At 49.1% G+C, this 16,856-nt stretch carries 16 protein-coding genes; 9 read left to right on the top strand and 7 right to left on the bottom strand.

The genetic code is table 11. From position 1 onward, the window contains the following. Positions 1-45 precede the first annotated feature (45 nt). Positions 46-1,320, bottom strand: a complete 1,275-nt coding sequence (odhB, locus tag OKS35_RS00640) for a 2-oxoglutarate dehydrogenase complex dihydrolipoyllysine-residue succinyltransferase (protein WP_159561918.1) — start codon at positions 1,318-1,320, stop codon at positions 46-48. A gap of 18 nt (positions 1,321-1,338) precedes the next feature. Next, on the bottom strand, positions 1,339-4,194 hold the full coding sequence (locus OKS35_RS00635; protein ID WP_264092298.1) for a 2-oxoglutarate dehydrogenase E1 component: 2,856 nt from the start codon (positions 4,192-4,194) through the stop codon (positions 1,339-1,341). Between the two features lie 337 nt (positions 4,195-4,531). On the opposite strand from OKS35_RS00635, the gene OKS35_RS00630 reads away from it, so the two are divergent. From OKS35_RS00630 to OKS35_RS00610, 5 genes are all read left to right on the top strand, one after another. Next, on the top strand, positions 4,532-5,464 hold the full coding sequence (locus tag OKS35_RS00630) for an ABC transporter ATP-binding protein (protein WP_074037619.1): 933 nt from the start codon (positions 4,532-4,534) through the stop codon (positions 5,462-5,464). After that, entirely contained in the window at positions 5,442-6,179 is a 738-nt protein-coding gene (locus tag OKS35_RS00625) for an ABC transporter permease (protein ID WP_031421269.1), read from the top strand. Before OKS35_RS00630 ends, OKS35_RS00625 begins: the two co-directional genes overlap by 23 nt. Positions 6,180-6,244: 65 nt before the next feature. Next, positions 6,245-6,793, top strand: coding sequence for a cysteine hydrolase family protein (locus OKS35_RS00620; protein WP_264092296.1), 549 nt, complete (start codon positions 6,245-6,247; stop codon positions 6,791-6,793). A 272-nt stretch (positions 6,794-7,065) separates the two neighbouring features. Continuing rightward, on the top strand, positions 7,066-8,001 hold the full coding sequence (locus OKS35_RS00615; protein WP_264092295.1) for a transposase: 936 nt from the start codon (positions 7,066-7,068) through the stop codon (positions 7,999-8,001). A 161-nt stretch (positions 8,002-8,162) separates the two neighbouring features. Next, positions 8,163-8,363, top strand: a complete 201-nt coding sequence (locus OKS35_RS00610; protein ID WP_074037621.1) for a hypothetical protein — start codon at positions 8,163-8,165, stop codon at positions 8,361-8,363. Between the two features lie 42 nt (positions 8,364-8,405). On the opposite strand, the gene OKS35_RS00605 is transcribed toward OKS35_RS00610, so the two are convergent. Both OKS35_RS00605 and OKS35_RS00600 read right to left on the bottom strand, forming a co-directional pair. Next, on the bottom strand, positions 8,406-9,185 hold the full coding sequence (locus OKS35_RS00605) for a sulfite exporter TauE/SafE family protein (protein ID WP_031421267.1): 780 nt from the start codon (positions 9,183-9,185) through the stop codon (positions 8,406-8,408). Between the two features lie 33 nt (positions 9,186-9,218). Then, on the bottom strand, positions 9,219-9,593 hold the full coding sequence (locus tag OKS35_RS00600) for a rhodanese-like domain-containing protein (protein WP_264092293.1): 375 nt from the start codon (positions 9,591-9,593) through the stop codon (positions 9,219-9,221). A gap of 115 nt (positions 9,594-9,708) precedes the next feature. On the opposite strand from OKS35_RS00600, the gene OKS35_RS00595 reads away from it, so the two are divergent. The 3 genes from OKS35_RS00595 to OKS35_RS00585 all read left to right on the top strand — a co-directional run bounded on the left by OKS35_RS00595 (position 9,709) and on the right by OKS35_RS00585 (position 12,625). Further along, a complete protein-coding gene (locus OKS35_RS00595) occupies positions 9,709-10,005 on the top strand; it encodes a rhodanese-like domain-containing protein (RefSeq protein ID WP_015881009.1) in 297 nt (98 codons plus the stop codon). 31 nt (positions 10,006-10,036) lie between these two features. Next, positions 10,037-11,437: an MBL fold metallo-hydrolase gene (locus OKS35_RS00590; RefSeq protein ID WP_264092291.1), complete on the top strand. Its 1,401-nt coding sequence runs from the start codon at positions 10,037-10,039 to the stop codon at positions 11,435-11,437. 66 nt (positions 11,438-11,503) lie between these two features. Then, complete coding sequence (locus tag OKS35_RS00585; protein ID WP_264092290.1) at positions 11,504-12,625, top strand: TlpA family protein disulfide reductase; 1,122 nt, start codon at positions 11,504-11,506, stop codon at positions 12,623-12,625. Positions 12,626-12,666: 41 nt separating this feature from the next. On the opposite strand, the gene nfsA is transcribed toward OKS35_RS00585, so the two are convergent. After that, positions 12,667-13,416, bottom strand: coding sequence for an oxygen-insensitive NADPH nitroreductase (gene nfsA / locus OKS35_RS00580; protein WP_159561910.1), 750 nt, complete (start codon positions 13,414-13,416; stop codon positions 12,667-12,669). Between the two features lie 171 nt (positions 13,417-13,587). Here nfsA and OKS35_RS00575 point away from each other — a divergent pair, with 171 nt between their 5' ends. Continuing rightward, positions 13,588-14,481, top strand: coding sequence for a DNA/RNA non-specific endonuclease (locus OKS35_RS00575; RefSeq protein ID WP_264092289.1), 894 nt, complete (start codon positions 13,588-13,590; stop codon positions 14,479-14,481). 83 nt (positions 14,482-14,564) lie between these two features. Here OKS35_RS00575 and OKS35_RS00570 read toward each other — a convergent pair whose 3' ends face one another. Together OKS35_RS00570 and OKS35_RS00565 are read right to left on the bottom strand one after the other, a co-directional pair. Continuing rightward, positions 14,565-16,034: a catalase gene (locus OKS35_RS00570; protein WP_031421259.1), complete on the bottom strand. Its 1,470-nt coding sequence runs from the start codon at positions 16,032-16,034 to the stop codon at positions 14,565-14,567. A gap of 83 nt (positions 16,035-16,117) precedes the next feature. Further along, positions 16,118-16,714 (bottom strand): hypothetical protein, encoded by a 597-nt coding sequence (locus OKS35_RS00565; protein ID WP_031421258.1) that lies wholly within the window; start codon positions 16,712-16,714, stop codon positions 16,118-16,120. Positions 16,715-16,856: the final 142 nt, after the last annotated feature.

The raw sequence follows: 16,856 nt of genomic DNA, 5'->3' as shown, positions 1-16,856 counted from the left end.
ATAAAAAAGCACTCGCCCCTAAATAGGAGCGAGTACTTCCTGTTCTTACGCTTCGAACAACAATTGTTCTGGATCTTCAATCATGTCTTTGATGTGCTTGAGGAATGTCACAGCCTCACGACCATCTACGATTCGGTGATCATACGAGAGTGCCACGTACATCATCGGACGGTTCTCCATTGTATCCGCATCGATGGCGACTGGACGGAGTTGAATCGAGTGCATCCCAAGGATAGCGACTTGCGGTCCGTTCAAGATTGGTGTTGAGAGGAGTGAACCGAACACGCCACCGTTTGTGATCGTGAACGTACCACCTGTCAAATCACTCAACCCGAGCTTGTTGTTACGCGCTTTGTCCGCGAGGTGAAGGATATCTTTCTCGATTTCCCCGAAGTTTTTGCGGTCCGCTTCACGGACGACCGGAACGACGAGACCATCTGGAGCCGAGACGGCAATCCCGATATCATAATATTTCTTCAAGACGATTTCGTTGCCTTGGATTTCAGCGTTCAAGTAAGGCATCCGCTTGAGAGCTGCCACTGCTGCTTTCGTGAAGAACGACATGAAGCCGAGTTTGACATCGTTGTCTTTCACGAACTTCTCTTGGCGACGTTTACGAAGTGCCATGACCGCCGACATATCGATTTCGTTGAACGTTGTGAGCATCGCTGCCGTCTGTTGCACTTCGACGAGGCGGTTCGCAATCGTTTGACGACGACGTGTCATTTTGATGCGCTCTTCTTCTTTCCCATTCGCTGCCGGTTGTGGTGCCGGAGTGGCAGCCGCTGGTTTCTGCTCTTTCACGGCTGGTTTGTCTTCATGTTTTGAAACGTCATGAACGTTGATGCGACCGATTGGATCGTTCGTTTGGACAGCTGAAAGGTCGATACCTTTCTCTCGAGCGAGCTTGCGTGCAGCAGGTGTCGCGATTGGTCCTTTACCCGGGCTCGCCACGTGCTCTTCACGTTTCTCGACTTTCTTGCCTTCTTCAATAGACTCTGTCTTTTTCTCAGTCGGTGCTTCTGTTTTCGTTTCTGTCGCGTTTTCCGTCTTCGTCTTCGTCGCGACAGCCGTTCCGCCACCAGAACCTGAACCGAGACGTGCGATGACTTCACCGACTTGAACCGTGTCCCCTTCTCCGGCAAGTTGTTCTTCTAACACACCCGCTTCGTCAGCCGGGACTTCGATATTGACTTTATCTGTCTCGAGCTCGACGATTGCTTCCCCTTTTTCGACTTGGTCGCCTGGCTGTTTGAGCCATGTCGCGACCGTTCCTTCCGTAATGGACTCTGCTAATTCCGGTACTTTGATTTCGATCACAATGAGTTCCCCCTTAACTTATTTACGATCTTTTTGATATGTGCTCGTGCCTGCACCGCTCGAGACGACGTCACGAGAGAGTGCTTCACGGATGATGCGTGCTTGTTCTTGTTTATGAGCTGTCGGATTCCCTTCAGCCGGACTCGAACGACGGCGACGACCGATATAACGGACATCGAGTCGGTTCGTTGTGACCGCTTCTAAACGAGGCTCGATATATGTCCAAGCCCCCATGTTTTTTGGTTCTTCTTGAACCCAGACGATTTCACGCGCGTTCGGATAACGGCTGATGACATCACGAATCTCACGAACCGGGAATGGATAGATTTCTTCGACCCGGACGATATGCAAGAAGTCGAGTGACTCTTCTGACTTACCGACCGCTTCCGCGAGGTCGATCGCCATTTTCCCTGTACAGAAAACGAGACGTTCGACTTTCTCTGTGTTTTCCCCGAGACCTGGTTGTTCGACGATCGGCTTGAAGCTCTCTTCCGTGAACGCCTCGACTGGTGACGTGGCGAGCGGATGACGAAGCAGACTCTTCGGTGTCATGATGATCATCGGACGAATCTCTTCTTTCCCGAGCATCTCTGCTTGACGACGAAGAATATGGAAATACTGTGCCGCAGACGAAAGGTTTGCGACTGTCCAGTTTTTCTCCCCGGCAAGTGTCAAGTAACGTTCCATACGTGCACTTGAGTGCTCCGGCCCTTGTCCTTCGTAACCGTGCGGCAAAAGCATGACGAGGCCTGATTTTTGACCCCATTTCGCGCGTCCCGCCGAGATGAACTGGTCGAACATGACTTGTGCCGAGTTCGCGAAGTCACCGTATTGTGCTTCCCACAAGACGAGTGTATCTTGTGCGAATACGTTGTAGCCATATTCAAATCCAAGCACCGAACCTTCTGAGAGCGGGCTGTTATAGACCGAGAACGATGCTTTCGCCGTCGACAACTCATGGAGTGGCGAGAATTTCTTACCTGACTCGACATCGTTCAACATGATGTTCCGTTGGGCGAACGTTCCGCGCTCTGAATCTTGACCGCTCAAGCGGACCGGCGTACCATCTGAAAGAATCGACGCGAAGGCGAGCGTCTCCGCATGACCCCAGTCAATTTTCCCACCTTCACTGAACGCGTCACGGCGACGGTCGAGTACTTTTTGAAGCTTATGGAAGACACCAAAGCCTTCCGGCCAGTTCAATAACTCTTCATTCAATTGCGTGAGGAATTCTCGTTCGACGCTCGTGTCGACTTTCGGGAATCCTTTATGGACCGCATCCGGTAACACGATGTCTGCATCTTCTTCTTCAGAAGGAACGAGATCACGTGCCGCCTTCAAGGCCTGTTCGATTTTTTGTTCGATTTGCGCCTTCTCATCTTTCGTCATGACGCCTTCTTCCTCAAGTCGTGCGGCATAGACGTGACGGACAGACTGGTGTCCTTTGATGGCTTTGTAAAGGACCGGGTTCGTGTTCATCGGTTCGTCCATTTCATTGTGACCGTAACGACGGTACCCGATCAAGTCGACCAAGATATCTTTATGGAACTTGGCACGATACTCACTGATCAACTTCGCGACGGCAACACATGCCTCCGGATCATCCGCATTCACATGGAAGACCGGAATCTCGTAGCCTTTGGCGATATCACTTGCGTAACGCGTCGACCGTGAATCGTTCGGGTCCGTTGTGAAACCGATTGTGTTGTTGGCGATGACGTGAACCGTCCCACCTGTACGGTAACCCGTCAAGTTCGTCATGTTGAGTGTCTCCGCGACGATACCTTGTCCTGGGAAGGCCGCGTCTCCGTGGATCAAGATTGAGGCTGCCAAATCGTCGTGCTGTACAGCCGATCCTTTTTCAGAACGGTCATCTTGTGCGGCACGCGTGTATCCTTCGACGACCGACCCGACGAACTCGAGGTGACTCGGGTTGTTCGCCAAGTTGAGACGGACTTCTTTTTGCTGTTCGACCACTTTCCGGTCAAGACCGAGGTGATATTTCACATCGCCTGACCAACCGAAGTTGATGCCGATTGACCCTTCAGATGGAATCAATTCTTTGTTCGGCGCGTGTTGGAACTCCGCAAAAATCATCTCGTACGGTTTGCCGAGAACATGGGCAAGTACGTTCAAACGTCCACGGTGGGCCATTCCGATATTGATATGTTCCGAACCGCTCGAAATGAGGCCTCCGACCATCGCATCGAGAAGTGGCACCATCGCATCCAATCCTTCGATTGAGAAGCGTTTTTGTCCGACGTATGTTTTATGAAGGAATGATTCAAACAGTTCGGTTTCAGCCAAACGTTTGAACAACTCGACTTTTTCTTCTTTCGAGAAGGTTTGCTGTAACGCCCCTTGTTCGACTTGACGACGAATCCACTTCTTCTCTTCCATGTCATCTAAATGACGGAGTTCGATGGCGACCGTTCCTGTATACACGTCAAGCAAATGACGGAATAGTTCTAAGGCGCTCGCGTTTGGTTTTGGTGCATCATCTGATAAAAGGCGGGCCGGAATTTGTTTTAAGTCTTCTTCTGTCAAATCATAGCGTGACAGTTCGAATAGTTCCTGCTCGCGCGGGTGATCTTTTAGTGGATAAATATCAGCTGCTTTATGACCGAAAGCACGGATGTCGTTGATGAGCCGTGTCGCCGAGACGACCTTCTCTAAATCAAACGATGGACCCGAGACCGGCACTTCTGTCGGTGACGACGTTTCCGGTGCCCCAAATTCGTCAAAATATCGACGTGTTTCTTCATCGACCAATGATGGGTCTTCCAAATATTGTTCGTACAGTTCAATGATGTAGCCTAAGTTAGGACCATAAAATGCTTGCGATTTCTCGTGAACATTCGACGACTCTCCCATTGAATAAATCCCCCTTATCCATTCCTAAACGTTCAATCTGTGAACGCTTTCATTTTAACATGTAGCCCGAAGCAGTTCACCTTTCTCCTGCCCTGGTGAACAAAACCAAATCTTGCCTCTTACGCTCAACTTCATACTACACCTTTCGTCGCAGAAAGACCCTTACAAATTCACAATTCGTCCATACTATTTCAATAAGTTTTGCTTATCGATAAATTGTGTCTTGATGTATTTGTTTCAACAATTTCAAAAAAAGATGAAACCTTATTTCAAACAGCCCCGTAATAGGGAGTGTAGGCATTACACTATTACTCTTAACAGAAAGCTAGGTGACCACATGTTATCCGTACAAAATGTCCATAAAAAGATGGGAAAAGCAACGGTATTGACAAATGTCAGCTTTGACGTCGTTCCAGGAGAAATTTTCGGATTCCTCGGACCGAACGGCGCCGGGAAGACGACAACTATTCGAATCATCACAGGCCTCATGCCTGCGACGCACGGGACCGTGACAGTCGATGGGTATGACGTGGCGAACAACCGCCAAGAAGCGCTCAGCCGAATCGGGGCCATCGTCGAGAATCCTGCATTCTATCCGTACATGACGGGCCGGGAAAACTTGATTCATGCGATGAACTTGATTCCGAACTTGAAAAAAGTCGACTTGAATGCACTCGGTGCCCTCGTCGGACTCGACGGAAAGCTCGATATGAAAGTCAAACAGTACTCACTCGGGATGAAACAGCGCCTCGGGATTGCCCGTGCCTTGTTGCATAACCCAAAAGTGCTCATCTTAGATGAGCCGACGAACGGTCTTGACCCAGCTGGGATCGCCGACCTTCGGAATTACTTACGCCACCTTGCGGACCACCGCGGAATCGCCATCCTTATCTCGAGCCATTTATTGAGCGAGATGGAATTGATCACCGACCGTTTCGCAATCATTGACCAAGGACAAATCAAGTCAGTGGAAGACGGACAGACGAAGGCTGACAGCGTCATCCTCTGTAAAGTTGCCAAGGAGCAGATGAACGAGGCACTTGACGTCGCAGCACTCGCCTTCGATGATGTGAAAATCGTCCAGCAGTCTGCCGAGTCGTTTATCGTACCTCGTCAAGAGACAGACATTCCGGTCTTACTGAAACAATTAATCGAGCGCGATATCGCCGTCTATCAGATTGGCATGAAACACGAGTCGCTCGAAGAACAATTCTTGAAATTGACGAAAAAAGAAGGAGGTACGAACAATGCGTTCATTACTCAGCAATGAATGGATGAAATGGCGTCGTACGATTAAACCATACGTCGCCCTAGGCGTGTATACGGCAATCATCCTCATCGTATACGCTGTATTGGCCAGTGGTGAAGGGACACCAGAAGCGGCATCGTTCTTTGAATTTTCAACGATGGGTGCCATCGCTTTCTTGAGTATCTTTACGATTGTCTTTACGGCAGAGATGGTCGGGAACGAATTGAAATTTGATACGTTGAAACACCTGTTGATGAGTCCGTACTCTCGCGACCGCATCTTATTGTCGAAGCTCGTCATGGCCGTCCTCGTCATGTTGCTTCAATTCATTTTCATCTTAGTCGTCGCGTTCGGGTTCTCACTCACGTTAGATGGCTCTGTAACATGGGATGTCGTCCGTCCGATCCTCATCAGTGTGAGCGGACCGATCTTCATCATCTTCTTGACGCTCATGTTCTCGGTCGTCTTCAAGTCGGTCGGCGTCGTCATCGGTTTCACGGTACTCGCAAACTTCGCCTCAAGTATCATCGGCGGTCTTCTCGTTGCTTGGAAACCTGAGCTTGCGAAATGGATTGTCTTCTTGCATACAGACCTTTCAATCTATGACGTCAACCCAGAGTTTATGAAAGCGATGGACGCTACGATGGGCTTCTCGATTTTCTATGTCGCCCTTCATATCATCGCTTTCTATCTCATCACGGCATTTATGTTCCGCAGTAAAACGTTCGCGGAATAAGCATACTTCAAATGAAAAAGTGGTACCTCTTTGCTATAGGAGTTTTATAGTAAGGAGGTATTTCTATGTCTAAGACGGCATTACTCATTATTGATTTGTTCAATGATTTTGATTTTGAAGGTGGCGACATGCTGCGTAAACATACGGAAGCGATTGTTGAACCGATTCTCGAGCTTAAAAAGCATTTTAAAGAGTTGGACTTGCCCGTCATTTATTGTAATGATAACTTCGGACAATGGAAAGATAGCACGGAAGACATCATTGAGTATGTAAAAGCTTCTAAGGGTGAACATATTGCCTCGCAAATCGAACCGGAAGATGAAGAGTACTTTATTATAAAACCAAGGCACTCCACTTTCTTTGGAACTCAGTTAGATATTTTACTTCGTCAGTTAAACGTGACGAAATTGATTTTAACCGGAGTCGCGACGGATATTTGTATCCTCTTTTCTGCCAATGATGCATATATGCGTGACTATGATATATATGTACCTCGTGATTGTGTGGCGGCAGAAACATCAAAACGTCACGAAAGTGCCTTGACGATTATCGATAAAGCACTGGGAATTGAAATATCTCCTGTGTCTGAATATATGAGTCACATTCAAAAGTGATTTATAGTAACCATCGTGGTAACAAAATCCCAACATTTAGAACGTTTTCAAGCTCTTCTTTTAACTAAATCAGGCGAGAATTCTCCCTCCTCTAAGCTTCTCGGGGCGTAGCCCAGCGTAGGTGGGAGATGAATCGCCCGGTCCAAAAGTCTTCTCTCCCTATGACATAATTACGAACAAAAGTTCGTGATTCCGTCAGATTCTCCCTCCCCCTCCACGGGTATCGGATGAGGAGGACACATCACGATCTTCGGAAGGGAGGAGGGACGGACATGCTGAAAGGCTATAAATATAGGCTTCACCCGACGCCGGCACAGGAAGAGTTCCTCATCAAGACGATCGGCTGCGCACGGTTCATCTACAACAAGCTGCTCGAGGACCGGATCGCCATCCGCGAGGAGGCGAAAGCGGGGACCGGGACGAGACGGAAACCGGCGACACCCGCCTCCTACAAGCCCCTGTTCCCGTTCCTCGCCGAGGCGGGCAAGGTTCGGCTGCCGAAGGTCGGGTTCGTGCGGTTCACCCAACATCGTCCGTTCGAGGGCGTCATCCGGTCGGCGACGGTGTCGATGACGAGGACGGGCAAGTTCTTTGTCTCCCTCCTCGTCAAACAGGACGATGAACCATGGATCCCAGCCGAGAACAAGGTCGGGATCGATCTCGGCCTAAAACACTTTGCCGTCATGACGAACGACGCGATGGTCTCGGAGAAGATTGAAAACCCACGTTTCCTTCGTAAGCCCGAAGAAAAGGTCAAGAAGGCACAGCGCGCGCTGTCACGTAAGAAAATCGGTAGCAAGAATCGTGAAAAAGCCAAGTTACTTTTGGCCAAGAAACACGAAAAGATCGCGAACCAACGCAAGGACTTCCTTCACAAGCTGTCGAGACGGATCGTTGACGAGAACCAAGTCATCGTCGTGGAGACATTGAAGTCGAAGGACATGATGAAGAATCACAAGGTAGCGAAGTCCATCGGGGATGTCAGTTGGTACGAGTTCGTCCGACAGTTGGAATACAAATGCAAGTTCTACGGACGGACGCTCATCAAGGCAGACCCCTGGTTCGCATCGACGCAGATCTGTTCTTCTTGTGGCGTCAAAGGCGAGAAGAAGACGATGGATGTTCGTGAATGGACGTGTACTCATTGCGGTGTTCATCATGATCGAGACATCAACGCGAGCATCAATCTGTTGATGTTGGCAAACTAAAACGAATTCCTTCAGGGTGGGAACCCCCCGACGAGCTTGGTAAATAATCGTGGCTAATAAAAGTACGATCTTCCCAAGAAGCTCCCCCTTCAATTTGCGAAGCAAATAAGTGGCGAGTAGTTCACGCTATTCTTAAGTTATAACGGTCAGTAAAGGGTGTGATGTTTTTGTACCTAACAATCGGATTAGCCTTGCTCGTCTGTTTGATTGCAATGATTTTCACTATTATGGTCGGGCTCGGGAAAGACCGCTCCACGTACAGCCAAAAGAAGAGCTGGTCGATGGTTTCTTGGCTCTACATCATCTTGCTCCCTGTCTCGTTTATCGGGCTCGGACTTCTCTACTATTTCATTACGAAGTAACGTAAAAAATCACGACGCCAGAAAATAGGCGTCGTGATTTTTTCATGCGATTAAGTCGCTCCAAATTTTGATGGTACTCGCTAAGATGAGTAGCGCTAAAATCCATTGGAGTGCTTTCGTATTCATATTCTTCCCGACATTCGCCCCGATTGGAGCGGCAATCAGGCTCGCGATAATCATAATGATGGCCGGACCCCAGACAATTTGATCGGTGATGATTTTACCGAACGTCGAGCCAATCGACGAGATGAAGGTGATGGCGAGGGAACTCGCAATCGCCATCTTCGTCGGGATGCGTAAGACGACAAGCATGATCGGCATGAGAATGAAGGCTCCCGCTGCCCCGACGATTCCTGCCGCAATTCCCACGACGAATGCTGAACTTGCCGCAATCACTTTGTTGAACTGCACTTGATCAAGTGGCATGTCGTCTACTTGCGGCTTCGGCAAGAACATCATGATTGTCGCAATCGTTGCGAGTACGGCATATACGACATTGATCATCACTTCCGAAAGAATCGTCGATCCGTATCCACCGATGAAGCTACCAATTAATACCGACACCCCCATGTAAAGAATCAACTGCTTGTTTAAGTATCCACCTTTACGATAGGCATAAATCCCACCGATTGTCGCAAAGAAGACTTGAATGGCACTAATCCCTGAAACTTCGTGCGCGCTAAAAGCGGCAAATCCTAGAATCGGTGGAATGTATAACAACATCGGATACTTGATGATCGATCCACCAATCCCGACCATCCCTGAAATAAACGACCCAATAAATCCAATTAGAAAGATTGTAATGATAAACCCGAACTCCATATAAACTCCTCCATTTGCTCTCGTATTCTCTACTTATTCAATCGATTCCCAGGCCATCATTCCGCCTGATACGTCATAGATTTCCGTATAGCCAGCATCCTGTAATTGACTAGCAGCCTGGGCACTTCGGTTACCGCTTCGACAAATAACATAGATTGGTTCGTCTTTCGGATACGGCAGTTGGTTTGCATCTAATGAAGAAAGTGGTGCGTTCACCGCCCCTTCGATATGCCCCCCCTCGTATTCAGACACTTCTCTTACGTCAAGAAGCGTTATTTCCTCGTTTTCCAATTTGTTTTGTAGAGTTTTAACGTCAATTTTCGTAATTCCATCCTTTTCTGATGTGATTACAAAGATAAAAATTGCGATAACAGCCAAAATCCCAACAAATAAGGAAATCCTCTTCATATTTTCCCCTCCAATTCTTTTCACTTGCGCTCATTATACCTTAGGGGGTATATTAAAGCCAACGAAACATTCTCGTTGCCAAAAACCTTAACCATGAAAAGGAGATCAAAGACTCATGAAGACGATTACGACTACTGAATTAGAAGCGTTACTTCAAGCTGACGACTCACTCAACCTCATCGATGTACGAGAGGTGGATGAATATGCTGGAGGTCACATCAAACAAGCGAAAAACGTACCACTTTCTGAATTCGGGGCAAAAGTCGATGAGCTCGATCGCTCTAAACCGATTCACGTCATTTGCGCAGCCGGTGGACGCAGCATGAACGCATCTGCTTATCTTGACTCACTCGGATTCGACGTCACGAACGTCGACGGTGGGATGATGAGCTGGCAAGGCGAAGTCGAATAAACGATTACTTTACTCATAGGGGGAAATTTATATGCTATTACGTTATTTTTATGATGAGAAACTAGCACAAGCTTCATATATGGTCGGTTGCCAAATGACGGGAGAAGCAATTGTCATCGATCCGGCCCGTAACATCGAGCCTTATCTTCAAGAAGCGAAAAAAGAAGGCATGAACATCGTCGCAACGGCAGAGACGCATATCCATGCGGACTTTGTATCCGGTTCACTCGAACTCGCGAAGCGCACAGGTTCGAAAGCCTATCTATCAGACGAAAGTGATGCTTCTTGGAAGTATGCATTCGCGAAAGAAATCGACGCACAACTCGTCAAAGAAGGCGACACGTTCAAGATCGGAAACGTGACACTCGAAGTCATGCATACACCTGGTCACACACCGGAACATATTTCGTTCCTTCTTTATGACCGCAACCAGACACAACCGATGGGGATCTTCACAGGAGACTTCGTCTTCGTCGGAGATATCGGTCGACCTGACCTTCTCGAAGAAGCAGCCGGTGTGAAAGGAACGACGGCAATCGGTGCGGAACAAATGTTTGATTCACTCAAAAAATTCATGGCACTTCCTGACTTCGTTCAAGTCTGGCCAGGACACGGCGCAGGTAGTGCTTGCGGGAAAGCACTCGGTGCGATCCCAACATCGACGGTCGGTTACGAGAAAGCGACGAACTGGGCGCTTCAAATGACGGACAAAGATGCCTTCATCAAAGAATTGACGACGGATCAACCAGAACCGCCGAACTACTTCGCCATGATGAAGAAAGTAAACAAAGAAGGCATTCAAGAGACGACGGACATCGCTCGTCCTGAAGTCGTCGGGTCGGACCGGCTCGATACACTCGTCGAAGAGACACAGGTCGTCGATACACGTAAAGGTGAAGATTTCGCAAATGGTCACGTACCAGGGACAGTCAACATCCCTTACAACAACAAGTTCGTTTCTTGGGCAGGCTGGCTCGTCAACTTCGACAAAGACATCACGGTTATCGCAAGTGCAGAAAACGTCGATCAAGTACAAACAGACCTCCAATCAATCGGTCTCGACCGTCTTCGCTTCATCGTCCCAGTCGAAGAACTCGATGCATCACTTTTGACGGAAACGTATACGGACGTGACGGCAGAAGAAGCGATTGAAGCTGCTGAAAAAGGTGACGTGTTCGTCCTCGACGTTCGAAACGCGACAGAATGGAACGCGAGCCATTACGAAAAGGCAGAACGTATCTTGCTCGGTAAGCTCGCACGTGACCACGAAGGTCTTCCGACAGACCAAACGATTGCGGTGCATTGTGCGTCAGGCGTCCGCTCACGCATGGCAGCAAGTATCCTTCAATCGCTCGGCTACAAAGATATCCACAATATCCTCGGTGGCTACGGCGCGATGAAGACTGTCTTGAACGCTCAACAAATCAAGTAATGCTATACTGACTATGAATATGGCGCCCGCTTCGAGAGGGGCGCCTTTTGTTTAGGAGGGAAAGACGTGGTCGCCATCGGTCCACTCAACATTCGTTTCGATTTACTCATCTTTTTACTAAGCCTTGCCGTCCTTTACGGCATCTTCCGCTTTCTCAGGTTGTCGAGTAAACAGCGTGAAGCCGTCATCGGGACATGGTTCTATGGTTTTCTTGCCTGGAAAGGAAGTGCCATCGTCATCGGTCTGTTGACGACACGTGACCTATCGCTCGCTCTTTACGCCACAGGAGGCGTATGGTCTCAATGGATTGCAGCTGCTGTCGTCCTTTGGTTCGTCTATCGACTCGACCGGAACCTTTTAGGGTATTGGGTGCTGAGCGGACTCCTCATTTGGTTCGGGATGACACTCGCGGTTCCAGTATACGGGACGATTTTGAACCTTTCCGACCAGCCGATTCATCTATGGAGCGCCATGCTCATTTTTCTGCTACTCGGAACGACGTGGCGCTGGATGCATGAACCGACTCGTGGAAACATTCTTTGGACAGTATGCGGTGCATCCGGCATCTGGCTATTTAAGTCATATGCGGTCGGACAGATTCAATGGTGGATGATTGTCATCGCCCTCGTCCTCTTCGGATTGACGGTCTATCTCGCCCGCCCTTCAAAGAAAGTGATTCAAATTAGTGTCGGAGTCCTGGTCGTTCTCGCGGTCGTGAATGCTGTCCTGCCAGAGAAAGCGACACAATCTGTCACGACAGAGACGGCGTCAACCGGTTTGAACATCGGGCAAATTCCCCCTTCGTTCGAATTACAGCGAACCGATGGGAGTACATTCGACTTAACTTCACTACGTGGTCAGCGCGTCGTCGTCAACTTTTGGGCGTCCTGGTGCCCGCCTTGTCGGGCGGAGATGCCGGATATGGCGGCGTTCGCGAAAGAGCGAGATGACGTGACCATCGTCGCCGTCAACACGACGACGAGTGAAAGCGACCCCGCCGATGCCGTCTCGTTCGTCGAACCGTATGAAGACGCATTTACCGTCGTCTATGACCGTGACGGCCAAGTCGGAGATGCGTATCGGATTCAAGCGATGCCGACGACGTATGTGCTCGATGAATCGGGTGTGATCATCGCGAAGCAATTTGGTGCCATCGACAAGAATTGGCTCGACGCCCAATTGAATTGAACATGACAAAACCGCCGACAAAGAGTTGTCGGCGGTTTATCTTATTGCTTCAAATAGCCTTGTGCTTTCAAAAAGTCTTTGACGTCAAGACGTGTCGATTTCGACAACATGCGTCCCATTTGGCCAGTCCACGTGTCTTTACGCGGATTCGATCCCCGGACCATGTAGTAATCATGAATCAACGCGTCGTAATCCGAAAGTGACTGTTTGATCCGTTCTGGATTCGCCTCGTATGCGTTCTCATGGTAGATATGATGGAACGGTAGACGGGGCTTTTGATCTTCGACTGAAGCCGGTACACCGACGGCCATGCCAAAGAGCGGAATGACCCGTTCCGGCAATGCGAGCACTTCTTTCACCGCAAAGAGGTCGTTCCGAATGCCACCGATATAGCAGACTCCGAGCCCCATCGACTCTGCCGCCACTGCCGCATTTTGTGAGGCAAGTGCAGCGTCGATCACAGCGACAAGCAGTTTCTCATCGGTCTCAAGTGTTGCGGACACTTCTGTTTCTTGCAGTTCACCAATCACCTCATGGCGATGCAAATCCGCACAAAAGACGAAGAAGTGACCGTTCTCGACCACGTAATTCTGGTTGCCCGCAATCTCAGCGAGTCGTTTCTTTTTCGCTTCATCGGTCACCCCGATGATGGAGTAGGCCTGGATAAAGCTAGACGTCGATGCCCGTTGTGCGCTCTCGACGATGGTCTGGATTTGTTTGTCTGTCAATTTCTCGTCCGTAAAATCGCGGACGGAACGGTGGTTCAATAAAGTCTCAATCACTTCGTTCATACGTTCTTCCCCCTTTTTTTCAATCTTGGCATAAGCTATCTGAATCCACAAATGAGAGGAATCCATCGGGCACATTTTGAAGGGAGGACGCTCACATCTCGTTTTCTTATGCTATCATTATAAGCTACATAGTAAATACGATAGCGTAACTTCGAATAAGGAGCGATATAGATGAAAAGAATACCATTTTACATCCCATTCCTACTTGGGGTGCTATTCCTCTCAGGCTGCACGGATGCCGACGTGAGTGTCTCGACGTCGACGTCAACCGAAGAAACAGTGGAAAAGGAACCTGTACAAGAGGAACAAACCACCGAGACCCCTAAATCTGAAGGCGATGTATTTGAAGGCTATACGAAGATCGAGGTCGATGGCGGCAATCAGTCCGGCACACGGGAGGCGAATGTCGTCGTTGATATCGGCTTTGGCGACCGAGAGTACTGGGCGTTCACGAACGAACACGGTCAACTGGTTCGCGTGATTGCTGATGAGATCATTCTTCAAAACGACGAGACCGAAGACGTCAATTCTTCAGGACGCTATTATGCAGACGAGGCGAAAGTTCCGGGTGTCGAAGACCCTAACCTCGACGAAGGCCATATCATCGCCGATTCACTTGGCGGTGTCTCGAACGCCTATAACATCACGCCACAAAACAGCGCACTCAACCGTTACGGCGACCAGGCATTCATGGAAGATGTCATCCGGAAGGCTGGCGGGGCGAAAGACTTCGAAGCCATCATCACCTATCCGAACACGACGACTCAGATTCCTTCCCGCTACCAATACACGTATACCGTACGGGGCAATACGGTCACCGATACGTATGATAACGTGGATCCGGAGGAAGTGAACGAATCGCTCGGATTGACGGATGATTCCCCTCCTGCAGTGACGACGGAACCAGTCGAGGAACGGGAATTATCCGATATCGACCTTGACGGAAACGGACAAGTGACAATCAAAGAAGCAAAGAACGCCGGATTCGAGATGCCGATCACGCGTGACCATTGGCTGTATCAATACATGGACGACCGAGACGGTGACGGGATGGTCGGGGAATAACTATGACGAACGAGACGTTTCTCCACGAGAGAGGCGTCTTTTCGCATAGAAAAAAACCGCGGTGTAAGACCGCGGTTACGTGTTTAGTTCGACATTTGATTCAAGAATGGTGCGAGATCGACGTTCAACTCTTTCGAGAGACGCTCTCCGAGTTCACGGTCCGCACGATAGAAGTTGCAGATCAAGAGGAGAACGGTCTTCTCGTGACGAACTTCTTTGATATGCGCCACGAGGTTACGAACGAGTGCATCCTTCTCTTCCTGAGAGTAGCGACGATATACCTCTCCGGCTTGTCCGAAGTCGTTCGTCTTCTCAATCTTCTGACGACCCGTCACGCCTGTGATCGGTTGCGGCGTCTCGATATAGTCCGCATTCGGCTTCGGTGCGTCTTCGTAACGGTTCGGCTCGTAGTTGACCGGGCTCGTCTGTTGCTTGAACGGCATCGCCCCGTCACGCTGGTTGTTCGCGACTTGAGCGAACGGGCAGTTGATCGGGAGTTGGAGATAGTTCGGTCCGATGCGGTAACGTTGCGTATCCGAATACGAGAAGAGTCGTCCTTGGAGCATCTTGTCTTCTGACGGCTGAATCCCTGGTACGAGGACGCCTGGGTTGAAACCGACAGACTCAGTCTCGGCGAAGAAGTTATCGACATTTTTGTTGAGGGTCATCGTTCCAACCAATTGATACGGGATGACATCTTCGAACCAATCTTTCGTCGCATCGAGCGGGTCGAAGTCAAAGTTGTCCATGTCCGCTGGGTCGAGAATCTGTACATATAGATCCCATTCCGGATAGTCTCCATTTTCAATGGCGTTGAACAGATCACGTGTCGCATGGTTGAAGTCTTCTGCTTGGATTTTCGCCGCTTCTTCCATCGACAAGTTTTGAATCCCTTGCTTCGGTACCCAGCGCATCTTTATGTACACCGTGTTGCCGAATTCATTCACCCACTTGAAGGAATGGACGGATGACCCTCGCATGTGGCGATACGATGCTGGGATTCCCTCGTCACTGAAGAGATGCACGAGCATGTTCGTTGATTCCGGTGTGAGCGACATGAAGTCGAAGAAGCGGTCCGGGTCTTGAAGATTCGTTTGTGGGTCCGGCTTGAGCGAGTGAATCACGTCCGGGAATTTAATCGCGTCACGGATGAAGAAGACCGGTAAGTTGTTTCCGACGAAATCATAGTTCCCTTCTTCCGTGTAAAACTTGACGGCGAAACCGCGTGGGTCACGAAGCGTCTCCGGTGAACCTAATCCGTGGATGACGGTCGAGAAGCGCGCAAACACAGGCGTCTCTTGCCCTTCTTCTTGCAAGAATGCGGCTTTCGTATAGCGTTTCATACTATTTTTTACAGTGAAGACACCATGCGCCCCTGCGCCTCTCGCGTGAACGACACGTTCTGGTACTCGTTCACGATCGAAATGCGCTAATTTCTCAATTAGTTGGTAGTCTTCGAGAAGCGTCGGGCCCCGACGACCCGCAGTGATGGAGTTGGCGTTATCCCCGATTGGTACGCCTTGGTTAGTAGTTAGTTGACGGTGTTGATCCATATGATTGCCTCCCATTATTTATAATCATTACAATCTTGATATTAATCAAAGATTAGAATGATTACAAATAAAAAGCTCGTGAATCACGAACTTTTTTTCATATGTCTCTTTTGTTTTGATTTTTCACGTTGATGGAGCGTCACGACGAAAAATGCTGCCAAGATACCGCCTAGGGACCCCGCGATGATGTCGACCATCGTATCGTCATTCCCGTTCCCTTGCATCGTTGTATTCAAGACGACGTCAGATGTGAATTCATACATCTCCCAAAGCGCCGCCCCAGCCATGGAAAAGACGACAATGTATACGAACAAAAATCGTTTCGGGATCTCGGTCCGAATGTCATCATCGAGCCTACTGAAGAAGTCGAATCCAAGGAATGCGAGAAAGATTCCGCTTAAGAGATGAAGGAACGTGTCCCACCAACCATTCCCGTATAGTCCGACAATCGATCCTAAATACTGGGAGGCAAACAAGAACAGGATATACGCCACCTTCATCTTGCCATCGAGTTCTGTTTTAAACGTCTTTTCAATGAAGAACGGGATGAGCCCAGAAATGATTCCGGCCCCCGCTACACTCGCATCGAACCATGATTCTTCAATGATTGATGTGACGAGTATGATCGCCATGAACAAGACGAATCCAAATTCGAGGATACGTCCTTTCGTGAGCTTCATGATGCTTCGCCTTCTTTCGTCTAGTTTGTTCTCTATATGCCCTATTCCCAACTCTCAATCGTGTTCAACCACACAATTGAATTTAGTTGGACTCTCTTGCCATTTACGAACATACGTTCTATAATTAATATTATGAATTCGA

This window comes from Exiguobacterium sp. N5 (assembly GCF_025842465.1).
Lineage (GTDB): Bacteria > Bacillota > Bacilli > Exiguobacteriales > Exiguobacteriaceae > Exiguobacterium > Exiguobacterium profundum.
Note: the sequence above shows the minus strand (reverse complement) of the source record. Positions and strands in the feature narration are given on the sequence as shown.